This window comes from Janthinobacterium sp. JF4, assembly GCF_059617925.1.
In genome coordinates this window covers 374,055-397,022 of the sequence record NZ_JCAQAV010000001.1, presented here as the reverse complement: position 1 = coordinate 397,022, position 22,968 = coordinate 374,055, and the positions used below count along the sequence as shown (strand labels likewise).

General features: G+C 61.8%; 22 protein-coding genes. 17 read left to right on the top strand and 5 right to left on the bottom strand.

Annotated features, from left to right (window positions below; genetic code table 11):
• The first annotated feature begins 498 nt into the window (after positions 1-498).
• Genes AC54AF_RS01610 through AC54AF_RS01600 form a run of 3 tightly spaced genes read left to right on the top strand, consistent with a single transcriptional unit; the run spans position 499 to position 2,693 of the window.
• Positions 499-1,197: a ferritin-like domain-containing protein gene (locus AC54AF_RS01610; RefSeq protein WP_496634883.1), complete on the top strand. Its 699-nt coding sequence runs from the start codon at positions 499-501 to the stop codon at positions 1,195-1,197.
• Positions 1,187-2,050, top strand: a complete 864-nt coding sequence (locus AC54AF_RS01605) for a cupin domain-containing protein (RefSeq protein WP_496634881.1) — start codon at positions 1,187-1,189, stop codon at positions 2,048-2,050. The genes AC54AF_RS01610 and AC54AF_RS01605 overlap by 11 nt, the downstream gene beginning before the upstream one ends.
• Entirely contained in the window at positions 2,037-2,693 is a 657-nt protein-coding gene (locus AC54AF_RS01600) for a hypothetical protein (RefSeq protein ID WP_496634879.1), read from the top strand. Before AC54AF_RS01605 ends, AC54AF_RS01600 begins: the two co-directional genes overlap by 14 nt.
• 443 nt (positions 2,694-3,136) lie before the next feature.
• On the opposite strand, the gene AC54AF_RS01595 is transcribed toward AC54AF_RS01600, so the two are convergent.
• Positions 3,137-3,775 carry an SDR family oxidoreductase gene (locus tag AC54AF_RS01595; protein WP_496634877.1) on the bottom strand — a complete coding sequence of 213 codons (639 nt, stop codon included), beginning with the start codon at positions 3,773-3,775 and terminating at the stop codon, positions 3,137-3,139.
• A gap of 212 nt (positions 3,776-3,987) precedes the next feature.
• Between AC54AF_RS01595 and AC54AF_RS01590 the strand changes: the two genes are divergently transcribed.
• The 3 genes from AC54AF_RS01590 to AC54AF_RS01580 all read left to right on the top strand — a co-directional run bounded on the left by AC54AF_RS01590 (position 3,988) and on the right by AC54AF_RS01580 (position 7,849).
• Positions 3,988-5,586, top strand: a complete 1,599-nt coding sequence (locus tag AC54AF_RS01590) for a M28 family peptidase (protein ID WP_496634875.1) — start codon at positions 3,988-3,990, stop codon at positions 5,584-5,586.
• Between the two features lie 261 nt (positions 5,587-5,847).
• Positions 5,848-7,185 (top strand): chitinase, encoded by a 1,338-nt coding sequence (locus AC54AF_RS01585; protein WP_496634873.1) that lies wholly within the window; start codon positions 5,848-5,850, stop codon positions 7,183-7,185.
• 241 nt (positions 7,186-7,426) lie between these two features.
• Positions 7,427-7,849 carry a DUF2061 domain-containing protein gene (locus AC54AF_RS01580; RefSeq protein ID WP_496634871.1) on the top strand — a complete coding sequence of 141 codons (423 nt, stop codon included), beginning with the start codon at positions 7,427-7,429 and terminating at the stop codon, positions 7,847-7,849.
• Positions 7,850-7,858: 9 nt separating this feature from the next.
• Here the strand turns inward: AC54AF_RS01580 and AC54AF_RS01575 are convergent, their stop codons facing one another.
• Entirely contained in the window at positions 7,859-9,295 is a 1,437-nt protein-coding gene (locus AC54AF_RS01575) for an amidase (protein ID WP_496634869.1), read from the bottom strand.
• 101 nt (positions 9,296-9,396) lie between these two features.
• Here AC54AF_RS01575 and AC54AF_RS01570 point away from each other — a divergent pair, with 101 nt between their 5' ends.
• A complete protein-coding gene (locus tag AC54AF_RS01570; protein ID WP_496634867.1) occupies positions 9,397-10,308 on the top strand; it encodes a LysR family transcriptional regulator in 912 nt (303 codons plus the stop codon).
• Between the two features lie 76 nt (positions 10,309-10,384).
• A complete protein-coding gene (locus AC54AF_RS01565) occupies positions 10,385-11,686 on the top strand; it encodes an NRAMP family divalent metal transporter (RefSeq protein ID WP_496634865.1) in 1,302 nt (433 codons plus the stop codon).
• A 3-nt stretch (positions 11,687-11,689) separates the two neighbouring features.
• Here the strand turns inward: AC54AF_RS01565 and AC54AF_RS01560 are convergent, their stop codons facing one another.
• Positions 11,690-12,484 carry an SDR family NAD(P)-dependent oxidoreductase gene (locus tag AC54AF_RS01560; protein ID WP_131686602.1) on the bottom strand — a complete coding sequence of 265 codons (795 nt, stop codon included), beginning with the start codon at positions 12,482-12,484 and terminating at the stop codon, positions 11,690-11,692.
• A gap of 70 nt (positions 12,485-12,554) precedes the next feature.
• On the opposite strand from AC54AF_RS01560, the gene AC54AF_RS01555 reads away from it, so the two are divergent.
• From AC54AF_RS01555 to AC54AF_RS01525, 7 genes are all read left to right on the top strand, one after another.
• Positions 12,555-12,947, top strand: coding sequence for a MerR family transcriptional regulator (locus AC54AF_RS01555; RefSeq protein ID WP_496634863.1), 393 nt, complete (start codon positions 12,555-12,557; stop codon positions 12,945-12,947).
• A 3-nt stretch (positions 12,948-12,950) separates the two neighbouring features.
• Positions 12,951-13,601 carry an SMI1/KNR4 family protein gene (locus AC54AF_RS01550; protein WP_496634861.1) on the top strand — a complete coding sequence of 217 codons (651 nt, stop codon included), beginning with the start codon at positions 12,951-12,953 and terminating at the stop codon, positions 13,599-13,601.
• Positions 13,602-13,701: 100 nt separating this feature from the next.
• Positions 13,702-14,253, top strand: coding sequence for a DUF4142 domain-containing protein (locus tag AC54AF_RS01545; RefSeq protein ID WP_496634859.1), 552 nt, complete (start codon positions 13,702-13,704; stop codon positions 14,251-14,253).
• 103 nt (positions 14,254-14,356) lie between these two features.
• Positions 14,357-14,743 (top strand): hypothetical protein, encoded by a 387-nt coding sequence (locus AC54AF_RS01540; RefSeq protein ID WP_496634857.1) that lies wholly within the window; start codon positions 14,357-14,359, stop codon positions 14,741-14,743.
• A 13-nt stretch (positions 14,744-14,756) separates the two neighbouring features.
• Positions 14,757-15,158, top strand: coding sequence for a hypothetical protein (locus AC54AF_RS01535; RefSeq protein ID WP_496634855.1), 402 nt, complete (start codon positions 14,757-14,759; stop codon positions 15,156-15,158).
• 279 nt (positions 15,159-15,437) lie between these two features.
• Positions 15,438-15,905 (top strand): cache domain-containing protein, encoded by a 468-nt coding sequence (locus tag AC54AF_RS01530; protein WP_496634853.1) that lies wholly within the window; start codon positions 15,438-15,440, stop codon positions 15,903-15,905.
• Positions 15,906-15,965: 60 nt separating this feature from the next.
• A complete protein-coding gene (locus AC54AF_RS01525) occupies positions 15,966-17,516 on the top strand; it encodes a methyl-accepting chemotaxis protein (protein WP_496634851.1) in 1,551 nt (516 codons plus the stop codon).
• Here the strand turns inward: AC54AF_RS01525 and AC54AF_RS01520 are convergent.
• Complete coding sequence (locus tag AC54AF_RS01520; protein WP_496634849.1) at positions 17,513-18,595, bottom strand: hypothetical protein; 1,083 nt, start codon at positions 18,593-18,595, stop codon at positions 17,513-17,515. The genes AC54AF_RS01525 and AC54AF_RS01520 overlap by 4 nt on opposite strands.
• Positions 18,596-18,607: 12 nt before the next feature.
• Positions 18,608-19,039 (bottom strand): Cd(II)/Pb(II)-responsive transcriptional regulator, encoded by a 432-nt coding sequence (gene cadR / locus AC54AF_RS01515; RefSeq protein ID WP_034787498.1) that lies wholly within the window; start codon positions 19,037-19,039, stop codon positions 18,608-18,610.
• 99 nt (positions 19,040-19,138) lie between these two features.
• On the opposite strand from cadR, the gene AC54AF_RS01510 reads away from it, so the two are divergent.
• The gene (locus AC54AF_RS01510; protein WP_496634847.1) at positions 19,139-21,418 is read left to right on the top strand and encodes a heavy metal translocating P-type ATPase; all 2,280 of its coding nucleotides are present in this window, start codon (positions 19,139-19,141) and stop codon (positions 21,416-21,418) included.
• A gap of 85 nt (positions 21,419-21,503) precedes the next feature.
• On the top strand, positions 21,504-22,943 hold the full coding sequence (locus AC54AF_RS01505; RefSeq protein WP_496634845.1) for an alpha/beta hydrolase: 1,440 nt from the start codon (positions 21,504-21,506) through the stop codon (positions 22,941-22,943).
• Positions 22,944-22,968 lie beyond the last annotated feature (25 nt).

Here is a 22,968-nt window from a genome sequence, read left to right as displayed (position 1 = left end):
TGGTATATCACAATTTACTTTTTTTCAGATTATTTTTATTTTCCTATTTTTATTCCATGCGCTCTCTTGTGGAATAGTGGAGAGCGCATTTTTTTATGCTATTTACTAGCAATTTGATAGTTATACGATTATGTGCTGATAGTTTTTGTGATTATTGGAGGGAGTATTTCAATTTTGGAGTTCTGGCGTGTACATTGGTGATTTTTTGAACAATTAAATGAATTGTAGATTGTCGGTGCAATATACGCGGATTATAACAGCTGCAGGAACGTCAACTGGTTGTTTGCTATCGGAAATCATGTATGAATATATTTTTTAAACATGTAAACGCGTTGACCTGCATCAGGATAGGTGATAAATTTATTGCTGGCATGTGGTCTGGTAAGTGGTGGCATAGGACATCATTTATTTTCAGGGATTTCACGCTGCCATGAAACTTTTGTATTCTTGGTTTATTTTTGAAAATAGTTTTTCAATGAATCATTCAAGGAGAATAAAATGTTATCGTCAAAAGAATTCGTTGCAGGTTTGAGAGAAAGTAATCAGTCGCTTTTCAAGGCCAGCCAAATTAATGTGCGAGCCTATTTTGAATCCAAGCCATCGCAGGATGAAATGATCGACCATTTCATCGGCCGCATGGTCAATGAACGCTTGAACATGGTGGAAATTGCGCAAAGCGTGGCCAGGCTGCCGGCTGACACGTCGGTCGAGGAACTGCAGCTGCTCACCAAGCAGGCGCACGACGAAGCAAATCATTTCCGCATGGTCAAGGACGTGATCGAACATATCACGGGAAAACCCTTGAATGTTGAGGCGGCTATCGCGGCCGAAGCGGCCAAGCCGACGGCAAAGGGTGCAGACTTGCTGAAAAAATACGAAGCCGAAACTGATCCTATTGCCCTGGCTGCATACCAACTGGTTGCCGAGGGCCGCGCAGAAGCCGTCTGGAGTGAAATGGCCAATTGCATCGACGACGAATTCATTCGCCGGACGTATGCAAAAATCGCCAAGGACGAAGGGTTTCATTCCAATATCGGCGGTATGAAGCTGGAGCAGCTGCTTAAAACAGAAGCCGACCAGGCTTATGCAGAAGCGTTGATCAAGGAAATGCGCCGGGACCTGTTCGAGATCAGTTGCCACAATACCGCTGCGGCGCCAGCGGCCAGGCAGCTGGTTGAAGAGGCCTATGGCTGGTAAGCGTTCCGATGCAGGCAGGCCCCCGGCTGCCCATGGCTTCCGGGCGGCCCCCGGTGGTGCCAGCAATGGGCGCCCTGCATCGTCTCCGTTCGGTTATCCATGGGTGCTCAATAATTGTTCGGGAATCGGGCAGAAGGGGATGTCGACGGTATACCTTTCCTGTGGAGATAAGAAAATGATTAAAATAAATTCGGATATTTCTATTGCCGACCGGTGGCCGTTTAATATATTCCCGATTGCTCCCGGACAGCAGCGCCAGTTTGTCTCCAGTGGTACGGATTATATATTGCTCAGGAATGCGAATTATTCCAGCCAAGAGGTTGATTTCAAAGGCGTGCATGGGGCCCTGGCGATCAGCGCTGAAACGGAATATGCAGTGAGCTGCGGCATGAATGCCAGCGCGTTTGTAGTCCGTTATCCGGGACTCAGATTAGAAGAGCAGCGTTATTTTACGCAGAAGAATCTGGATATCGGCAATCTTAGTTATATGGATGGCGGGACGAATACCACGGCGATTAATCCCGGCAGGTTGGGGGATCCTGTCGTGAATTATGTGCATTTTCCGTCGAATATGTATCAGACCTTGCATACCCATCCGAGTCATCGCGTGGGATTGATTCTTTCTGGCAATGGAAAGGTGGAATTGAATAACAAGGAAATGTTTAATGTGGAGGAGGGGAGTGCATTCTTCATGAGAAGGAACGAATTGCATAATTTCATAACCGGCGATGTACCGGTCGTTTTATTTGTATTTGCTCCCGATTCGGGCTGCGGTCCCACGGACGAAGTCAATGCCCTGAAAGTGCGCACCTATGTTGGCCAACAGCGTCGGCAGCCGAATGATGAACACTAAAAAATTATTAATCCTGACGGGACCGCAAGGGGCGGGCAATCATCTATTTAGCCGGATATTGAGCATGCATCCAGTCGTGCAGGGCTGGACGGCGCTGAAGGAGAAATACTGGGTGCCCAGCGATGAGGAGCCGTTTGCCGAATACTGGATCCGTCCGGGGCGCCTGGATGAACAGGCATTTGCGGAGGCTCAGTATTTTCTCGCCAATGTCAGCTGTCCATTTTTTTATGACGGCACGCGCTATTTGCCCAAGATACGGGAAGTGGCGGACCGGGCTGCATCGTTCGGTATCAAGGTCGAAATCGCCATCGTGGTCAGGGACCAGAATATCAATGCCGTTCAGCAGCAGCGCGTGGGAGGCCAGGTGACTCTGGGCATGGCGCAGGATTATTACTATATGCATTTGATGAGTAGCCCGCATGCAGTCCATTTCATCGATTACGAAGCTCTTTTTCTGCATAAACTCCATTATTTGCGCTGGCTGGCCAGGGTGCTCGATTTCCCCATCGCCTGGGAGAGCGCCGATGTGATGCGTTTTATTGAGCAGGATGCTAATCGTAAATATGTGGCGGCAATCGAGGAGAACTGGCTCGATGCAACGATACGCAATGGCCGCCGGCCTTTCAGCGAACGTTCGTCGTAGCGCCGACCGCCATCCCAATGATAAGAGTCGCGATCGACTTTTACGCTGGAACAAGCAAATTCCTTGAAATGATTCCGAGACTGCTTTCCCATATGGCCACTTGGCAAGGCATGGTAAGTCAACTAGCCGCGTAAAAATGCACGGAAGGAAGTTCGCAGCAAATGTGCAAGGGCAGGTCCCGTTATAAAAAACCATCGACGGGAGGCTATTGTGTCCACAGAGGACAGAGAATTGTGTCGGCTTACTGTGGCGGCTTACTTCGGCGTACTTGCTTTGATTCTTCAACGTTCTGCACTGCTTTAGTAATTTGACATAATATAAATTATGCGAAGTTATGGATGCGTTTGAAAAAACCCCCATTTGGCCAACTCCCCAATCGCAAATGCGATTTTCCCCATCTGCACGTTGCTGTAGCCGACGCTGGGCGCCGGCGCTTGAACAAGCTACATGAAATACGGCTTGTCCCCGTCCGTGTTCGGTTTGTTCACGCCCAGGTTGGCGTGCACGTGCAAGTCTGGAGCTTCGATGATGCTGGCGATCAGGTCTGCCACGCTCTTGCGTGACACCACGGTACCTTTGAATGGCGCGTGGCGCGTGCTCAGTTCGTAGTCGACTTCGTCTTCGTCTGTCATCCAGGCTGGGCGCACGATGGTGTATGCCAGGCCCGACGCTTCGATAGTGTCAGCGGCGCGGCGGAATGGTTTCAGGTGTTCCGCCAGCCTGGCGTTGTTCCATTCGCCGAATTTGCCGGGAACTTCATCGTAGATGCCCATCGACAAGACGAAAATCAGGCGCTCGACACTGGAGGCCCGCATGGCGGCAATGATGCTGTTGGCCTGGTCTTCCATGTCGTCGCCCACCAGATTGGCGTAGACCAGGTCGTGTCCGGGCATCGTTTGCCGCAGCATTGCCTGGTCCAGCACGTCGCCGGCCAGCACGCTGCCGTTGGACGGAACTGGCGTGGGCAGCTTGCCGGGGTTGCGCAGCAACAGCGTCAAGGCGATGTTGTCACGGTCCGCGAAGGCGCGGATCACCCACTGCGCTACCTGTCCGCCTGCGCCCAGTATCAATATCTTTTTCATTATCTCGCTTTCGTCATGGCACGGTGCCATGCAGGAAGTTACAGGCTTTCTTTGAGGAAAAGAACACGGCGCGCTTGAAAAAAGGCAAAACCCGGTGATGCGTGCCGGCCCATCGACTTGTCTCGTGGTAAATTGCCGGCCGCGGCAAACTTCCCACTGCCAGCAATACCGATAAATCAGCAATAAAATCAGGCATTTGCCGACTATTTTGAATGAGAAGTCTCAAGACACGCATAATCCACGCGCATCCACGCACCGTGTTTCTTATACCGCATTGCCGCCGCTTCCTGTCCCTTGCCGGCGCGCTGGCCATCGTGGCCGCCTTGTCCGCCTGCGCCAGCAAGCCCGGTCCATGGCCAGCGCGCGGCCTGCCGCCCTCGGCTGCCGTGACGGTCGACGCCACGCAATTCCTCTCCAGAAAACAACTGGTGGACTGGCAAGTCGACCTGGACGAGCGCCGCCTGCGCGCCACGGGATCGCCCCGGCATGAAGCGTATATCGACGCCTTGCATGAACGCCTGGCACGTGCCGGTGTCAAACAGCTGCGCTTCGAACCCGTCAGCTTCCGGCAATGGTCGGTGCAAGCGGAAGACTGGGGCCTGGAGGTGGTCTACGACGACAGGTCTGGCGTCTTGCCCTCGGCCGGCTACATTCCGTATTCGGGCGTGACGCCGCCGTCCGGCATTACGGGACGCATCGTCTATCTGGCGCCGGGGACCAGGCCCGATGCCAGCCTGGCAGGCAAGCTGGTACTCGTCGATATGCCCAAAGTGGCGTGGACGGGCAAGGTTTTCCAGCAGTTTGCCGTGCACGTCCACGATCCGCAGAACGCCATGGGGCCGGACACGCCGTATGCGCGCCCGTTCCAGATGCTGGGGCCGTTCGTCACCCTGCTGGACAGCCTGCAGGCTGCCGGTGCGGCGGGCGTGATCGTCATTCTTGATACGCCTTTCATGACGGCGGACGGCCTGTATGCGCCCTACGACGGCAAAGTGCGCCAGCTGCCCGGCGTGTTAATCGACCGCGACGGTGGTCAGCGCCTGCGTGAAAGAGTGCTGGCGGGCACGGCGCCGGTCTTGCGGCTGACCATGAGGGCCACCGTGCGGCAGATGCAAACGCGCAACCTGGTTGGCATCATCCCCGGCAAATCCGAGGAATTGATGGTGCTGGGTAGCCACACGGATGGCATGAACGGGCTGGAAGACAATGGACCGAACGCCATCGTCGACATGGCCCAGTATCTGACGCGACTGCCGCGGGACAGCCTGCCGCGCAGCGTCATGTTGTTGCTGACGAGCGGCCATCTCGCGGGTGACGTGGGCACCGAACAGTTTCTCGAGCAGCACAAGGACGATGGCTTGATGCAGCGCATCGCCACGATGCTCACCATCGGGCACCTGGGCGCGCTGGAAGTGCTACCCGATAGCGGCGGCTATTTGCATCCCACGGGCCGCTTCGAGCCGGCCATCCTGTTTTCGCCGCGCACGCCGGCGCTGATGGACGCTTCCTACGCCATGTTGCAGCAGGCCGATGCGGCGCCCGCGTTCGTGCTGCCGTCCACCAATCCCGGCGGCGATGGCAATCCGAAGAATGCCGCCTGGCCAGGCGCTGGACAGGATTTATGGAGGGCGCAGCGCATTCCCTCGGTGCACTACGTCACGCAAGCGACCTACCTGCTCAACCATGGCATCGACACCGTGACCCAGTTGGATTACCGGCTGATGCAGCGCCAGACCGTGGCTTTCACGCAGATGCTGCTGGACCTGTCGCGCAAGCCATATGCCGATGTGCGCAAGGAAACAGCGCCGTAACCGTCGCACGAGTCCTCCTCCCTTCCCCGCCCTGCTCCCGTCACCATTCCGGGCACCATACCAGCGTACTGGAAAACAGGCACTGGTATGGTCCGCATCACCCATCTCCTGGGGCAATGGCACAACTGGTATTGTGATCTTGCGCAAAGAATAAAACCAGTTGACTACCACCTGCAATGCTTGCACTCTGAAAAATCGGACGGTGTCCAGCCGCCCGGCCATACTAAAAACACACAAGGAGATGCGATGAACCGGACAGTCATGAGTACCCTCATCATTACCCTCTTCGGGGGGACGCTGGCCGCCTGCGGTGGCGGCAGCGGCGGATCCAGCGCCGGCGCAAGCCAGTTGCTGGCCGGCGCGACCACAGCAGTGGCCTGCTACACGCCATGGAACAGCGGTACGGCCTACAACGGCGGCGGCCAGGCCAGCCACAACAACGTCAACTACACGGCCAACTGGTGGACGCAAGGCAATAACCCGTCGACCAGCAACGGCGGCGCCGGCAGCGGCCAGCCGTGGACGGCGGTGGGAGACTGTGGCACGCCGACACCGACACCGACACCTACGCCGACTCCCACCCCGACACCGACGCCAACTCCAACGCCGACACCTACCCCGACTCCGACACCTACCCCGACTCCGACGCCCACGGGCCTGGCCAAGCACGCGCTGATCGGCTACTGGCACAACTTCACCAACCCCAGCGGCGCCACGTATCCGATCAGCCAGGTCAGCGATGACTGGGATGTGATTGTCGTCTCGTTCGGCGACAACGCGGGCGGCGGCAATGTCAGCCTGACCATCGACCCAGGCGCGGGCACGGAAGCGCAATTCATCGCCGACGTGGCCGCCAAGCGGGCCAAAGGCAAGAAAGTCATCCTGTCGCTGGGGGGGCAAAACGGCTCCGTTTCCGTAGGCAACACGGCCGAAGCGACGAATTTCACCAACAGCCTGTACGCCATCATCACCAAGTATGGCTTCGACGGCATCGACCTGGACCTGGAAAACGGCGTGGCGCAAGGCGCGGCCATCCAGACCTATCTGCCGATCGCCGTGAAAAACCTGAAAACCAAGGTCGGCAGCAGCTTTTACCTGTCGATGGCGCCGGAATGGGTGTATGTGGAAGGGGGATACACGAGCTATGGCAGCATCTGGGGCGCGTACATTCCCATCATCAATGCCTTGCGCTCCGAGTTGACGGTGCTGCATCCGCAGTACTACAACAATGGCGACATCTACACGCCGTATGCCACGGGCCCCATCAAGGCGGGCTCGGCAGACCAGCTGGTGGCCACGGCGCGCATGCTGATCGAGGGGTTCAATTATGGCGGCAATACCTTCGCCGGCCTGCGCCCGGACCAGGTGGGCTTTGGCGTGCCGTCGGGCCGCAGTTCGGCCGGCTCCGGTTTCACGACGAATGCCGACGTCAGCAACGCCCTGAATTGCCTGACGCGCCTGCTCAACTGCGGCACCATCAAGCCGCTGCAGGCGTATCCGGACTTCCGCGGCGTGATGACGTGGTCGATCAACTGGGACCGCCACGACAACTATAATTTCTCCGTGCCGACGAAGACTGTGCTGAAGACCCTGCCGTAACGGCCTTGGCCCCAATGCGCATGCGAGCCTGGCCGCTCACATGCGCAGCAGCGCCGCGCGATGGCCTCCCCTCGCCCTTGCGTGTGCTTGATACCATCCATAGTGCGGCATGAGCAATTGATATTCCTCAATCCATAGCTTGCATCTATGGATTCAGTTGAAATATTTTATTTCCTTTTGTAAATGAGAATCGTTACTATCTAAATCAAGGATAAGCGAATTCAACAGAAAGGAGCATCCCTTGTTCACCGCCATCAAAACATTCAGCCAGGTCTGCACGCATATGTCGATCGCCTTCGGCCTCGCCTATTTGCTGACGGGGTCCCTGGCGCTCGGTGGCTTGGCCGCCATCATCGAACCGATCATCAACGTGGCCCTGTTGCCATGGCACGAAAAAGCGTGGCACGCGATGCGCCGCCGTTACGCCGCCAGCCGCCTGGGCCTTGCCGCTCTGGCCGGCGAAAAGCTCAGCCAGACGACCTTGCACATGGGCGTGGCCTTCGGCGTCATGTACTGGGCCACGGGTTCCATGGCCTTCGGCGGCTTGCTGGCCGTGGTCGAGCCGATCTGCAACGTGATCGTCCTGCCCTTCCACGACCGGTTGTGGGCAAAAGCCCGCTTTCGCCTGGAAAGCCGCGGTGCGGCGCGCCTCGCCGCCCTGTAGTCCTCCTTCTTAATGACCGGCCCAGACGGGCGGGCGACGCTGCACCCAAGGCGCTGCCCGCTCCAGTTGCCCTGCCAGGCGCAGCAATGTGCCATCCTTTCCATAGCCGGCCATGAACTGCATGCCGATTGGCACCCCTTCCTGCGACATGGACAGCGGCACGGACATGGCCGGCAAGCCCGCCACGTTCGCCAGCGGCGTGTAGGGCGAATGCTCGAACAGGCGCGCCGTCCAGCCCAAGCCGTCGAGTTTCTCCTCGTCTCTGCCATAGCGCCCCAGCTGCCACGGCACGTCCGGCATGGTGGGCGTCAGCAAGATGTCGTATTGCGCAAAGAAGGCGCCGGCCTGGCGCGTGACCGTGTTGCGCACGTCGAGGGCAGCGACAAAATCGACCGCCGAGACCGTCTTGCCATGGCGGTAGCAGGCCAGCGTGGCCGGTTCCAGCGTATCGAGCGATACGCCGCGCCCGCTCTCCTGCGCCAGGCCATCGATCCACGGCACCAGGTTGGCGCACCAGATACTGGCGTTCGCCTGCACGAACGCTGCCCACGACACGCCCAGCACCGGTGCCACTTCTTCCACATGGTGGCCCAGGCTTTCCAGCTGGCGCACGGTAGCGGCCAGCGCGGCATCGATGGCGGGCACGGGCTGGGCGCCATTGCAGGCGGCGCGCTGCACGCCGATGCGCAACTGGCCCGGCGCCACGTCCACCTGCGACAGCCAGCTGTGGCCAGGCGAACTCGTCACATACGCTTCGCCCGCCATTACGCCCTGCACGCAATCGAGCAAGGCGGCGCTGTCGCGCACCGTGCGGCTCACGCCCAGCTGCACGCCCAGGCCGCTGAATATCTCGTCCATGGCGGGGCCGTTCGAGACCCTGCCGCGGCTCGGTTTCAAGCCAAACAGGCCCGTCGAGGCGGCAGGCACGCGGATGGACCCGGCCGCGTCCGTCGCATGGGCCAGGGGCACGATGCCGGCCGCCACGGCCGCCGCCGCGCCGCCGCTGGAGCCGCCAGCGCTCAGGTTGACGTTCCACGGATTGCGCGTGGCGCCGTACAGCACGGGTTCCGTGGTGGTGGCAAACGCCATTTCGGGCGTGCCCGTGCGGCCGAACGTCGCCAAGCCGGCGGCGCGAAACTGCGTCATCAGATGGGAGTCAAACGCGGCGACATGGCCGGCGCCAAGACGGCTGCCCGCCTCGCTGCGCCGGCCCACCATGGTGACGGCCACGTCCTTGATCAGGAATGGCACGCCGGCGAACGGCGCCGCCGTGTCGATGGTTGAACAGTCGGCCGGCCACAGCTCGACCACAGCGTTGATCTGCGGGTTGACGGCGGCGCAGGCGCGCATGGCGGCATCGTGCAATTCGGCAGCCGAGACGCTGCCTTCGCGCAGCAGCTGGGCCAGCCCAAGACCATCAAAGTTTGTATATTCATGCAGTTGCATCAGTTAGTTCCTGTAAAAGATGAAGAGTGGAAAGCACAGGAACTACTCTAGCGCTTGCACTATCATAGTAGAAATGAATAATCGATATACAAGGTATAGTTGTGAACAATTTACATAAGCTGGATTTGCACAAGCTGGACTTGAACCTGCTGCTGACCCTGAATGCCTTGCTGATTGAACGCAACGTCACGCGGGCGGCGGCGCGCCTGCACCTGAGCCAGCCATCCGTCAGCGTGCAGCTGGGCAAGCTGCGCGCGGCCTTTGACGATCCGCTGCTCTTGCCCGGCCCGCGCGGCATGCTGCCCACGGCGCGGGCGCTGGCCCTGTTCGCACCGTTGCAGGCCGTGCTGGCCCAGCTGGAGCAGGTCTTGCAGCCGGAACCGGCGTTCGACCCGGCCACGGCCAAGGTGCGCTGGAATCTGGCGGCGGCCGACGCCGCCGAATATGCGATTTTGCTGCCCATGCTGCCCGCCCTGCGCGCGCAGGCGCCACAGTCGCGCATGGCCGTGTTTGAAGCCGTGCCAGCGCGCATGGCGCAAGACCTGGAAAGCGGCCGGGTCGACCTGGGCTTTTTGGCGCAGGAAGAAGCGCCGCCCGGCTTGCGCCACCGCACCTTGTTTACCGAGCACTATGTGCTGGCGGGCCGCCACGATCACCCGCTGCTGCAAACGCCGCCCGACCTCGACCAGTTTTGCGCGCTGGAATTCATCGTCGTCTCGCCAAATGGCGGCGGCTTCCGCAGCAACGTCGATACGGCCCTGGAACAGCTGGGCCGCACGCGCAAGGTGGTGCTGTCCGTGCCGCATTTCCTCATCGTCCCGCCCTTGCTGGCGGCGTCCGACATGGTGGCCCTGCTGCCATCGCGCCTGTTGAAAAACGCGCTGGGCGCGCTGCGCACGTGGGAGCCGCCCGTCACCCTGCCCGACTACGACATGGCCATGGTCTGGCACGAGCGCATGCACCTGGACCCGGCGCACCGCTGGCTGCGCGAGCGCATCATGGCGGCCCTGTGAGTTCTCTGCACAACACCGGAGACCTGACGCCGCCCGCCTGTGATACGCTGCTGGCTCCACGACCCAGGAGTGACGCATGCACACCGACAGCGGCCGCGCGGACGCCGTCCGCCATCCGGCAGCGCCATCCGACACCTGGCTGGGCAAGCTGGGCCCGGGCCTGATCACGGGCGCGGCCGACGACGACCCCAGCGGCATCGCCACGTATTCGCAGGCGGGCGCCCAGTTCGGCTTCGGCATGCTGTGGACCGTGTGCCTGACCTTCCCGCTGATGCTGGGCATCCAGGTGATCAGCGCCAAGATCGGCCGCGTCAGCGGCCATGGACTGGCGACGAATATCCGCCGCCACTATCCCCGTTCCTTGCTGTACGCCATCGTCGGCTTGCTGCTGCTGGCCAATGTCATCAATATCGCCGCCGACGTGGCCGCCATGGGCGATGCATTGACCCTGATCATCGGCGGTCCCACGCACCTGTATGCCGCCGGCTTTGGCCTGCTGTCCCTGTTGCTGCAAGTCTTCATTCCCTATCAGCAATATGTACGCATCCTGAAATGGCTGACCCTGGGATTGCTGGCCTATGTGGCCACCGTGCTGACCGTGCACATCCCGTGGCGCGAGGTGGCGCTGCGCACCGTCTGGCCCCAGTTCACCTGGTCGGCCGGCTCGGTGACGATGATCGTGGCCGTGTTCGGCACGACGATCAGTCCCTATCTGTTTTTCTGGCAGGCATCACAGGAAGTGGAAGACTTGCAGGCCGATGCTGGCGCGCAAGCCTTGCGCCACGCACCGGAACAGGCGCCGCGGCAATTCCAGCGCATCAAGATGGACACGGCCATCGGCATGGGCTTTTCCAACCTGGTGGCGTTCTTCATCATGCTGACGACAGCCGTGACCCTGGGTGCGCAAGGCATCACGCATATCGATACGTCGGCCCAGGCCGCGTCCGCCCTGCGCCCCATCGCCGGCGACTTCGCCTTCGCCCTGTTCAGCCTGGGCATCATCGGCACGGGCTTGCTGGCCATTCCCGTATTGGCCGGCTCGGCCGCCTACGCCGTGGCGGGCGCCTTCCACTGGAAAAACAGCCTGGAACTGGCGCCCAAGGCCGCCAAGAAGTTCTACGGCATCATCGTCTCGGCCACCGTGATCGGCGCGGCGCTGTGCTTTTCGCCGCTCGACCCCATCAAGGCGCTGTACTGGAGCGCCGTCATCAATGGCGTCATTTCCGTGCCCGTCATGGCCCTGATGATGATGATGGCCTCGCGCCCCGCCATCATGGGCACCTTGACCATTTCACGCCGCCTGCGGGCGCTGGGCTGGCTGGCGACCATCGTCATGGCAACAGCCGTGCTGGCCATGTTCGCCAGCATGGCGTTCTGAACCCTATGCCGCCTTCGGCTTGAGCATGCCTTCGACGATGCCCAGCACGGTCTGGCGCGGCAGCAAGCGCGGCAGCCAGGCCAGCAACCGGTTGGGGCGGCCCGCCACGTGGCTGCTGCGGCCCCGGTCCAGCGCGCGCAGCGCTTCATCGACGACGTCTTGCGGCGCCATGCGCTTGCCCACGGCCGCTTCGGGCGCGGCCACCACGTCAAAAAAAGCCGTTTCCGTGGCGCCCGGGCACAGGGCCAGCACGCGCACGCCGCGCTGGCGGTTTTCGGCCCACAGGGCTTCCGAAAACGACAGCACGAAGGCCTTGCTGGCGCCGTATACCGCCATGTAGGGATCGGGCTGCAGGGCCGCCGTGGACGCGACATTGATGATGGCGCCCCGCCCTTGCGTCAGCATGTGCGGCAAGGCGCAGTGCGTCAGTTCCATCAGGGCCGTGCAATTGACGGTCACCTCCTGCCCTTGGCGCGCGAGGCCGATGCTCTCGAAGCGCCCATGCGTGGCGAATCCCGCGTTATTGATCAGCACGTCGGGCGGCATGCCCAGCGCGCGGGCCTGCGCATAGGCTTGTGCAGCGGCGCCGGGCAGGCCCAGGTCTGCCACCAGCGCGTGCGCGCGGATGCCGTGACGCTGGGAAAGTTCCCTGGCCAGGCTGTCGAGCACGGCGCCGGAACGGGCCAGCAGCAGCAAATGGGCGCCGCGCGCGGCCAGGGTTTCCGCAAAGACGCGGCCGATGCCCGACGAGGCGCCCGTGATCAGCACGGTCTGGTTGGTGTAGTTGAATGCGGTCATGGCAGTGGTGTGGAGTAAATGAGGTTTTCACTGTAAACTGTAGTCTTTAGTCCACGGTCAAGAGGAAACGATGCGCATCGGAGAAATCACCCGCCTGACGGGCGTCAGCAAGGATACGGTGCGCTTCTACGAGCGCCAGGGCTTGCTGGATGAAGCGCCGCAGCCGGGCATGACGAACAACTATAAAGAGTATTCGGCGCAAGCTCTGCGGCGCATCGAGCTGATCGGCCACGCCAAGGCGCTGGGCTTTACCTTGAAGGAAATCGCCGAAGTCATTGCCGTCTGGCAGGAAAACGCGCTCGATGCGGCCACCAAGCGGGTCATGCTGGAAACGAAAATCGCGCAGATCGACGACAAGGCCCGCTCGATGGCCGTGCTGCGCGCCGGCCTCGTCGATGCGCTGGCCAAGGTGGAGACGGGTTGCGAGGATGGCGTCGCGGTCGCAAGAAATGTACAAGGATAATCAATGACTTATTACACGCAATACCGCCACCTGGCGCTCGAGGGCGGCAAGCCTGCCCCCACGGCGCAGCAGATCGCCGCCATCGAAACCCTGCTGGAAGCGCCCTTGCCGCCCGCCTTCCTGGCTTTCTTGCAAGTGGCCAACGGCGCCTGGTTCGACTACACCACGGATGTGCCGGACGGTAATGGCGGCGTGGAAAAAATGGGTTTCAATACCTTCTTCAGCGCCGACGAGGGTGATTTCTGCGATGAAACCTTGGTCGGCGAGATCCGCGCCGCGCGCCAGCATACGGACATGCCGGCGCGCATCCTGCCCTTCGCCCGCGATGGCGGCAATTCCATGGTCTACCTGGATTTGACGGAAGACGGCGGCGGCCGGGTACTGGCCTACGTCCAGGAGTTGCCGGACTGGACCGGCAAGCGCGCCCACGGTTTCATCGAACTGGCGCCCTCGTTCGATGCCTGGCTGGACAGCCTGTATATCGACCGCGACACGGTGCTCGACGAACTCGAACACAGCGTCTCGGAGCCCTCCCACCTGGATGCGATGGAAGAATGGCTCGATATCGGCATGCCCGCCTGGCGCCGCGATGCGGGCATCGCCGCCCTATTTGCGCTGAAACAAGTCGAACTGTGCGCTAACGAACAGGACTAGTCCTACGGGAATGCTCGTGCGTGTCCTATGGGTGGGCGCAGGCTGCGGGCTTAACATTGCCATCAGCTTGCAGAAAAAACCACACTAGAAAGGATACGCCATGCGCATCTCCACCATCAGTTCCCGCAGTCCCTCCCTGAAGAGCGTGGCCATCGGCGCCGCCGTGGCGCTGCTGAGCGGCGTCGCCATCCACCGCATCGCCACTGCCGCACCGGGCGCGTACGACAAGCAATTCCTCGGCAAGGCCGCCGACGCGGGCAGCACGGAAATTGCCACCAGCAAAGTGGCGCAAAGCAAGAGCAGCAATCCCGAGGTGAGGAACTTCGCCGACCGCATGGTCGCGGACCACGCCAAACTGGCCGAGGAACTGAAACAGCTGGCCAGCAGCAAGCAGATCGAGGTCAGCGACCAGCCCCGCGCCAAACACCAGGCGCAGATAGACAAGCTGGACCATCTGGAAGGCCAGCCTTTCGACAGGGAATATGCGGCCCGCTTCGGCGTGGCGGCGCACGAGGACGCCGTGAAACTGTTTGCGGACGCCAGCCAGAAGGCCAGCGATCCCGACATCAAGGCCTTTGCCGCCAAGACCTTGCCAGCGTTGCAACACCATCTGGCAATGGCGAACACCCTGCTGGCGGCTTTGACGAAGTAGACAGCCATACGGTGGTAGATACTTGCTGTACGTGCTGTACAGCAAGTATTTCTGCTCTTGACATACAATGCAGAAACTTTGTTTTCGGCCATGCCATGACCTCATGCAGCTACTCAAGAAAACCGGCCTGATCGCCGCCGCCTTCCTGCTCCTCATTGTGTTGGCAGGCTGGCTCTTCATCAAAGTGAGCGCGGCGCGCAATGCCACCGTGTATGCACAGCAATGGAACGACCAGCGCACATGCGTGATCAAGACCTATGTACCGCACTACGGCAACGGCGTGCCGCACAATATCGTGCGCGCCCTCAGCACATCCGCCTTCTTCCGCGTATATCACAAGGATGGCACCCTGCTGGAAAGCACGGAATGGGTGCTGGACATGCATGAAGACGGCATCCTCGACCATGCCCGCTGGGGCCAGAACCAGCACCGCGCCATCTACCCGACCGACCTGGGTTACGAGGGCTGGACCTTGCCTGAATGCGCGTGAACGAAAAGCAGCCATGCAGAAAAAGAAACTGAAGGGCTTGCGCGGCCCTTGGAGCAACGCCCTCTACGTTCCCACCTTGCACCATTTCCTCGGTCCCTTTGACGTGTATGACCGCGAAGAAACCCTGGGCGTGGAACTGGACACCTGGGACATGAACGATGCCACCCAGCGCGCGGCGCTGATACGGCGCGACATCACGTCCCAGTACAAGGAACTCGGCTACCGCCACCGCCATGCGCTCGTGGCCGTGCTGGCGCGGGCCTTGCAAGACCCCGATTATGACTTTCAGGCCATCCTCGAACACGACCCCGAAAGCACGCACGCACGCGCTGCCTGCCCTGTGGGACGAGATGGCCGATCCGCGCGCCTTCTTTGCCGATATCTACCGCCTGGTGCGGCAAGACTGGCACGCTGACCTGGCGCGCGCGGCGGCGGAAGACCCGGCCGACTGGTAGCGCGGCGCACGCACCACACTATCGTATCGATAGCCTGCTCCCCTCCCCTCACTCTGTAAACGCCTTGGCGCCAATCTGCACGCGGCGTTGCAAAAACGCCCCACGCAAAAAAAATCTGTTGCACCAGCGCATGTCTGGCTACATCGCGCTACTATGAAACGTCGGCACTTCGATAGGCGCCGCCTTACCGCACCGGTCCCCCGCCGGCTTTCCCCTGCCGCACTGTGAAGGAGATTCTCATGCCCAATTTCGCCCCTGTCATTTGCCTGTCGGTCATGCTCGCCGCCGCGACCTTGCCCGGTATCGCCAGCACCGCCGAAGGCGGTGCCACGCGCACCGACGCCGAAGCCATGGTCAAGAAAGGCGTGGCCTACATCAAGAGCGCCGGCGACGCCAAAGCGTATGGCGAGATCACGGCCAAGTCGCCGCAATTCATCCTGCACGACCTGTACCTGGTCGTCTATAAACTCGACGGCACCGTCGTCGCGCATGGCGCCAACCCGAAAATGGTGGGCAAGAACCTGATCGAATTGAAGGATATCGATGGCAAGGCTTTCGTCAAGGAACGCGTCGACCTGGCCAAGAGCAAGGGCACCTTCTGGCAGGAATACAAATTCACGAATCCGGAAACCAAGAAGATCGAACCGAAAGTGATGTATTGCGAAAAGCTGGCCGAGACCGTCGTCTGCGGCGGCATCTACCTGTAGCCATCCGCCGCGCCGCCGGCGCCGGGATGCTTTTCCGCTCTCTTGACGATATGGGTTCCGATGAAAATCGCACAGAAGATGTTGATCGTCCCGGTGGTCGCGCTGGCTTGCCTGCTGGCCATGGGGGCCTTGTCGTACTTCGCCATGCAGCAAAACGAGCAGCGCATGCGCGAACTGAAAGACGTTACCCTGACGGCCGAGCGGCTTGCGAACCAGCAAGCTATTGCCCTGGGCCAGGTGCACGCCGACGTGTATGCGAAGATCGCCATCGCCGCCAGCTTGTCGGAGGAGCAGTTCCAGCAATTCGGCGCGCAAACGGATGGCCATCTGAACGCCATCGCGCAAGGTTTGAAGGAACTGCAGAAATTCTCGGGCGCCGCCACGGAAGCGGGCCAGGCGCTGCCGGGCATCGAGCGCTACCGTGCCAGCGTGGCGCAGGCGCTGGACCTCGCTTCGATGGACCCGAATACGGGCGTGGCGGCGATGCAAAATGCCGCCGGACACTATCAGCAAGTGCGCGGACAACTGCGTCAGGTGCTGGTCAACCTCGACCGCCGCACTGTCGATGCCTTGCAGGATACCAAGAATGCGGGCCAGCGCGCCGGCTGGCTGTCGCTGGGCACCATGGCCATCGGCTTTGCCCTGCTGGCCCTGATCGCCACCTGGGTGGCGCGCTCCGTGGTGCGGCCCATCGACGAGGCTTGCCGCGCCGCCGAATCGCTGGCCGCCGGCGACCTGACCATGCGCATCGACGCGCAGGGCGACGATGAGGTGGGCAAGCTGTCGCGCGCGCTGGCCACCGTGCTGAAAAACTGGAACACCTTATTGGGCGACATACGCCAGGCAGGCTCCACCATCACGGTGGAAGCGAGTGAAATCGCGCTGGGCAATGCGGACTTGTCGGCCCGCACCGAGTCGCAAGCCCATTCCTTGCAGGAAACGGCGTCATCCATGCATGCCTTGACCGATACCGTGCGCGAGAATGCCAGCCATGCGCACCAGGCCAACCAGATGGTGCTGTCGACGTCGAACGTGGCGCTGGAAGGCGGGCGCGTCGTGGGCCAGGTGGTCGAGACGATGGGTTCGATCAAGGCCAGTTCCGGACGCATCGTCGATATCATTGCCGTCATCGACGGCATCGCCTTCCAGACCAATATCCTCGCCCTGAACGCGGCCGTGGAAGCGGCGCGCGCGGGCGAACAGGGACGCGGCTTTGCCGTCGTCGCCACCGAAGTGCGGGGCCTGGCGCAGCGCTCGGCCACGGCGGCGCGCGAAATCAAGCAGCTGATCGAAGATTCCGTGGCCAGGATAGAAACGGGCAGCGAGCTGGCCGACAGCGCCGGGCGCACCATGGGCGATATCGTCGCCTCCGTCCAGCAGGTGACGGAAATCATGAATGACATCACGGCGGCCAGCCAGCGCCAGAGCAAGGGCATCGAGGAAGTCAACAATGCCATCACGGAAATGGACGAATTGACCCAGCGCAATGCCGCCCTCGTCGAGCAATCGGCCGCCGCCGCGCAAAGCATGCAGGACCAGGCGCACGATTTATTGCGCGTGGTCGATGCCTTCCGCCTGGGCGATGGCGGCCCGCCGTTGCTGGCGCGTTAGCGACGTTGCGGCATGGCCGCCTGGGCGCAGGCCAGCATTTTCCTGCCCGCCTCGGCCAGCGCGGGATCCGCGTCCGTCTGCAAGACGCTGCCCCTGCTGTTCTGGTCATCGTAACTGCCCAGCATGGCCGCATACAGCGAGGCCTGGTCCTGCAAGCGCCAGGTGGCGCTGCGGGAATTGCCGGGCGCGTCAGGCATGCCGGCGCTGAAGTAGCTGTACAGGCCGCCGATCTGCTTCTTGTGCAGCCATTCCATCAATTGCACGATGCGATACTGTTCCAGCAAGCTCAGTTCGCTGACATTGACGCTGGACAAGGCGTAATACAGTTCCAATCGGGCCATCCAGTTGCCCTTTTCGCCAGCCGCCACCAGCGCATCCCAGGCGGGGCCTGAGCGCACCTTGCGCACATCGCCCGGCAATGTCATCCACGCTTCAACAGCGGCCTGGTCCGGCACGGGGCCGTAGTAGTCGGGCGCGCGGCAGACGAACTGGCGCGCATCTGGCCCGCCATCCTTGAGCGCGTCGCCTATCTGTCTGGCGATCTTGTCGCCGCTGCGCAGCAGGCGCGTGCCATAACTTTCTATTGTCCAGCTCGAAGGCAAGCGCCCCAGCCAGGCCAGCGCATCGTCGTTGGCGCGGGCCTCCACCGCGTAGGCGGCGATTCTTGCCTGCATCTTGGCGCCCTTCTGCTGCTCGGCCAGCTTGCGCGCATCCTGCTCTTCATCATGGCGGCTCGTGGTTTTGGCCAGTTGCATGCATTGCTGGAAGGCGTCAGGGGCGCCCTGCCAGCATTCGGCGGGCACCTTCAGCTGCCAGCGCATGCTGACCGTTTTCAGGATGTAGTTTTCTTCGCCCTCCTCCCCTTTGACATAGGCGCGGCCGTCCGCCTGCGTCACGCCTTTTGTGAGCTGCTTGCCGCCAGCCGTGCTCCAGGTATACGGGTCGTCGTCTTGCGGCACGCCGGGCACGGCGTACAGGGTCAGGTAGTGGCCGGTGGCGGCAGGCGCATCGGCCGCATGGCAGAGCGGCGACAGCAGGGATAAGGTCAGTAAAGTTTTTTTAGGCAACAGTTTCAACATGTAGCAATCGGTTCAATGAAGTTCGGTATGGCAGGCGCAGTCGTGGCCGCTGGCCGCTTCGGACAGGTTCTGCAAAATCGCGCAGTCTTGCGACGGCTGCGGCTGGTCGCACTGGTGGCGCAGGGTCACCAGTTGCTGCTGCAAGGTTTGCAGGTTCGCCATCTGCTCGGCGATGCGCAAGATATGGTGATCGAGCAATTCGTTGACGCTCTGGCAGCCTTCGGCCGGATTGTTCTTAAATTCCAGCAAGGCGCGGATATCGGTCAAGCCGATCTGCAGCGAGCGGCAATGGCGGATGAATTGCAGCCGTTCCTGGTGTTCTTCGCGGTACTCGCGGTAGCCGGCGCTGTTGCGGCCCGGTTCCTGCAGCAAGCCCGCTTTTTCATAGTAACGCACGGTTTCCACGTCACAATCTGTCCGTTTGGCCAGTTCTCCGATACGCATGGGATCCCCTTTTCATTCTTTCATGCAAATTCCACTTGACCCTGTAGCCGCTACAGGGTTTCTAATGGAAGCATACACGAAACCGGAAGGACGAATGCGATGCCGCACGATAGCCACGATCACACCCACGAGCACAAGCATGACCATGCGCATGACCATGCGCCCAAGGCCGCCAGTTGCTGCTCCAGCCAGCATGCGTGCTCGTCCACGCCCGCCGCGCCATCTGGCCCGGCGCTGCCCAGCGCCCCCATCGCCGGCGCGAACACGGCCAAATACCGGATTGCCAACATGGATTGCCCCACGGAAGAGCGCCTGATCCGCAACAAGCTGGCCACGATGGCCGGCGTGGTGGGCCTCGACTTCAACCTGATGAACCGCGTGCTGGACGTGCACCACACCCTGCCTACACTGGCCACGGTGGAAGCGGCCCTGCACGGCATCGGCATGCAAGCCATCCCCATGCAGGCGGACGCCGCTGTCGTGCGCAACCCGGACGAAGGCAACCTCAGCGGCATGCAAAAGGGCTTGCTGCTGGTGTCCGGCCTGGCGGCGGCCGGGGCCGAAGCGCTGGCATGGACCACGCATGCAGACAGTTCGCCCCTCGTCATCGCCCTGGCCCTGCTGTCGATCGCCACGGGCGGCTGGCCGACCCTGAAAAAGGGCTGGATCGCCCTGAAAACGTTCACCCTGAACATCAATTTCCTGATGAGCCTGGCGGTCTTCGGCGCCATCGCCATCGGCCAGTGGCCGGAAGCGGCCATGGTCATCTTCCTGTTCGCCATTGCCGAGCTGATCGAGGGATTGTCGCTGAACCGCGCGCGCAACGCCGTGCACAGCCTGATGCAGCTGGCGCCCGATACGGCGACAGTCGCCGACGCCAGCGGCGCCTGGCAGTCGGTCAGCGTGGCCACGGTGGCCATCGGCACCCTCATGCGCGTGAAACCGGGCGAGCGCATCGCCCTCGACGGCATCGTGCAAAGTGGAGAATCGTCCGTCAACCAGGCGCCGATCACGGGTGAAAGCATGCCAGTAGACAAGGCCGTGGGCGACGTCGTGTATGCGGGCACCATCAATGAACGGGGCTTGCTCGACGTCACCGTCACGGCCAACAGCGGCAACAGCACCCTGGCCAAGATCGTCAAGGTGATCGAGGAAACGCAAGGAAAACAGGCGCCCACGCAGCGCTTCGTCGACAATTTCGCCCGCTACTACACGCCCGCTGTCGTCGTGTTCGCCATCCTGGTGGCCGTGCTGCCGCCACTGCTGCTGGGCCAGCCCTTCATGGCCTGGGTGTATAAAGCGCTGGTGATGCTGGTCATCGCCTGCCCGTGCGCGCTGGTCATTTCCACGCCCGTTACCGTCGTCAGTGGCCTGACGGCGGCCGCGCGCCGCGGCATTTTAGTGAAAGGCGGGCAATTCCTGGAAACGGGCTACCGCATCAAGGCCATCGCCGTGGACAAGACGGGCACCCTGACCATGGGCAAACCGGCCGTCACGGACGTGGTGGCATTGGCAGGCAGCAGCCGCGACGCCATCCTGCAGCTGGCCGCCAGCCTGGACGCCAATTCCGCCCACCCACTGGCCGCCGCCATCGTCAAGGCCGGGCCGCCCGCCAGCAGCCACTTGCCCGTCAGCCAGTTTGCCGCCCTGCATGGGCGCGGCGTGCAAGGCGATATCGCCGGCCAGACATACTACCTGGGCAATGCGCGCCTGATGACGGAACTCAATGTGCTCACGCCGGAACTGCAGGCGACCCTGACCGGACTGGAACAGCTCGCCTATACGGCCATGGTGCTGGCGACCAACGCCGGCGCGCTGGGCGTGATCGCCGTGGCCGATGTGCTGCGCCCGACGGCGGCGTCTGCCATCGCCAGATTGCATGCGCTGGGCGTCACCACCGTGATGCTGACGGGCGACAATCTGCTGACGGCGCAGCGCATCGGCGATGAAGTCGGTGTCAGCCTGGTCAAGGCCGAATTGCTGCCGGAAAACAAGCTCGATGAAATCAAGGCCTTGCAGCAGCAGTTCGGCGTGGTGGCCATGCTGGGCGACGGCGTCAACGACGCCCCGGCCCTGGCGCAGGCCGACATCGGCTTTGCCATGGGCGCGGCCGGCAGCGACACGGCCATCGAGACGGCGGACGTGGCCCTGATGGATGATGAGCTGGGGAAATTGCCCGAATTCATCAGCCTGAGCCAGCGCACGCGCAGCATCCTCGTGCAAAACATCAGCTTTGCCATCGGCATCAAGGCCGTCTTCTTCGGCCTGGCCCTGGCCGGCATGGCGACCCTGTGGATGGCCGTGTTCGCCGACGTGGGCGCCAGCCTGCTGGTGGTGGCCAACGGCTTGCGCTTGCTGCGCAATAACAAGCAAGCATAGTATCGAGCAGAAATATTTCCATCTGGACAATTGCTGCAAAAAACGCTACTTTGGCGGCTGTTCCCCACCGCCGCCAAGGTAGCCGATGACCTTTCTTCCCCGCCTGACCCTGCTGGCCACTCTGCTGGCCGGCACCTCCCTGCATGCAGAGCCGATGTTTTTCACGCCCTGCTCCGATACGGCCGCTCCCGGCAGCCTGTGCTCGGGCTTGAACGTGCCCGGCAGCTACGATGCGCAGGGCCGCGCCGTCGGCGAGGCGGACGCCATGCACGTTTTCGTGCGCAAGTTTGCCGCCGATGTGCCTGCCGGCAAGCTCCCCAAGGGCACTGTGTGGCTGGTGGCGGGCGGCCCCGGCGAATCTGGCGCCTCGTTCTACAGCCTGCTGCCCACCTTGCGCCGCAGCTTTCCCGGCTTTGAATTCCTGATCCCCGACCATCGCGGCACGGGCCATTCGTCGCGCCTGTGCAAGGTGGAGGAATCCGAACCAAGCCCCGGCGGCCGCGCGCTGGCGGGCGCCGAATGGGCCAGCTGCTTTACGGGCATCAATCTGATGCCGGAATACGCGGCGCAGTTTGCCATCACCACGGCCGCGCGCGACTTGAAGGCCTTGATCGACGGCGAACGGAGCAAGAACAAACCGCCCGTGTATGTATACAGTGTGTCGTACGGCACGCAGCTGGTCTTGCGCACCTTGCAGCTGGGGCCGCTGCCCGTCCAGGGCGTCATTTTTGATTCGCTGGTGCCCCCGCAAACGGATGCGCGCTGGGACTTGAGCCAGCGCTCGCAGGTGGTCAACCAGGTCGGCATGCAAGTGCTGGCCCGCTGCGACGCGGATGCATCTTGCCATGCGGCACTGGGCGAGTCGGCCGAAACGCTGTACCGCCGCGTGCTGGACAAGGCGCAAGCCGACCCCACCGTGCTGGCGAAGATTCCGGGCAAGAACCTGAAAAACTTCCTCGGTGGCATGCTCGACGTGCCGCCCGCCCGCGCCCGCATCCCGTATCTGCTGCAGGAATTGGACCAGGGTAAGGATGGTGAACTGGCGTCCGTGCGCGCCACGTTGACGCAGGCGGCAGCTGGCCTGGGCAATTACCCCCAGTCGCCGCTGTCGATTCCGCTGGTCAGCATTATCAGCAACTCGGAAAACAATCTGCAGCCGTCGTTGCGCCCCAACTGGGCCGCCGTCGACACCGACCGCGAAGAGGCGGACTTGCTGTTTACCAGTCCCCTGCCCCGCATCCTCTTGGGCGGCGGCTTGCCGACCTACCCGCGCGACGCCTATTTCGGCGCCTTGCCGGCGAAAGTGCCGCCAACTTTGGTGCTGCAGGGAACCCTGGACCCGAAGACGCCGTACGCGGGCGCGCAGGCGCAAGTACAGGCTTTGACGCAGAGCAAGGCCGGCAAGGTGGCCCTGTCCACCGTGCACAACGCCCCGCATTTCCTTTTATGGACGGCGCCCGCCTGTTTTGAACAGGCCAGCACCCGCTTTATCGCCGGCAAGGCGGCGCGAGATTGCACGCTGTAGTTTCCAGCAACTAGATAGAAGAGGA

Bases quoted from the DNA above. Each gene is read 5' to 3' on its own strand.
- AC54AF_RS01555 (WP_496634863.1), top strand. From the start codon at position 12,555: ATGCGCATCGGAGAAATCACCCGCCTGACGGGCGTCAGCAAGGATACG.
- AC54AF_RS01540 (WP_496634857.1), top strand. From the start codon at position 14,357: ATGCAGCTACTCAAGAAAACCGGCCTGATCGCCGCCGCCTTCCTGCTC.
- AC54AF_RS01595 (WP_496634877.1), bottom strand. From the start codon at position 3,775: ATGAAAAAGATATTGATACTGGGCGCAGGCGGACAGGTAGCGCAGTGG.
- AC54AF_RS01560 (WP_131686602.1), bottom strand. From the start codon at position 12,484: ATGACCGCATTCAACTACACCAACCAGACCGTGCTGATCACGGGCGCC.
- AC54AF_RS01590 (WP_496634875.1), top strand. From the start codon at position 3,988: ATGAGAAGTCTCAAGACACGCATAATCCACGCGCATCCACGCACCGTG.
- cadR (WP_034787498.1), bottom strand. From the start codon at position 19,039: ATGCGTATCGGAGAACTGGCCAAACGGACAGATTGTGACGTGGAAACC.
- AC54AF_RS01505 (WP_496634845.1), top strand. From the start codon at position 21,504: ATGACCTTTCTTCCCCGCCTGACCCTGCTGGCCACTCTGCTGGCCGGC.
- AC54AF_RS01510 (WP_496634847.1), top strand. From the start codon at position 19,139: ATGCCGCACGATAGCCACGATCACACCCACGAGCACAAGCATGACCAT.
- AC54AF_RS01550 (WP_496634861.1), top strand. From the start codon at position 12,951: ATGACTTATTACACGCAATACCGCCACCTGGCGCTCGAGGGCGGCAAG.
- AC54AF_RS01520 (WP_496634849.1), bottom strand. From the start codon at position 18,595: ATGTTGAAACTGTTGCCTAAAAAAACTTTACTGACCTTATCCCTGCTG.
- AC54AF_RS01545 (WP_496634859.1), top strand. From the start codon at position 13,702: ATGCGCATCTCCACCATCAGTTCCCGCAGTCCCTCCCTGAAGAGCGTG.
- AC54AF_RS01605 (WP_496634881.1), top strand. From the start codon at position 1,187: ATGGCTGGTAAGCGTTCCGATGCAGGCAGGCCCCCGGCTGCCCATGGC.
- AC54AF_RS01575 (WP_496634869.1), bottom strand. From the start codon at position 9,295: ATGCAACTGCATGAATATACAAACTTTGATGGTCTTGGGCTGGCCCAG.
- AC54AF_RS01525 (WP_496634851.1), top strand. From the start codon at position 15,966: ATGAAAATCGCACAGAAGATGTTGATCGTCCCGGTGGTCGCGCTGGCT.
- AC54AF_RS01565 (WP_496634865.1), top strand. From the start codon at position 10,385: ATGCACACCGACAGCGGCCGCGCGGACGCCGTCCGCCATCCGGCAGCG.
- AC54AF_RS01610 (WP_496634883.1), top strand. From the start codon at position 499: ATGTTATCGTCAAAAGAATTCGTTGCAGGTTTGAGAGAAAGTAATCAG.
- AC54AF_RS01530 (WP_496634853.1), top strand. From the start codon at position 15,438: ATGCCCAATTTCGCCCCTGTCATTTGCCTGTCGGTCATGCTCGCCGCC.
- AC54AF_RS01600 (WP_496634879.1), top strand. From the start codon at position 2,037: ATGATGAACACTAAAAAATTATTAATCCTGACGGGACCGCAAGGGGCG.
- AC54AF_RS01535 (WP_496634855.1), top strand. From the start codon at position 14,757: ATGCAGAAAAAGAAACTGAAGGGCTTGCGCGGCCCTTGGAGCAACGCC.
- AC54AF_RS01585 (WP_496634873.1), top strand. From the start codon at position 5,848: ATGAGTACCCTCATCATTACCCTCTTCGGGGGGACGCTGGCCGCCTGC.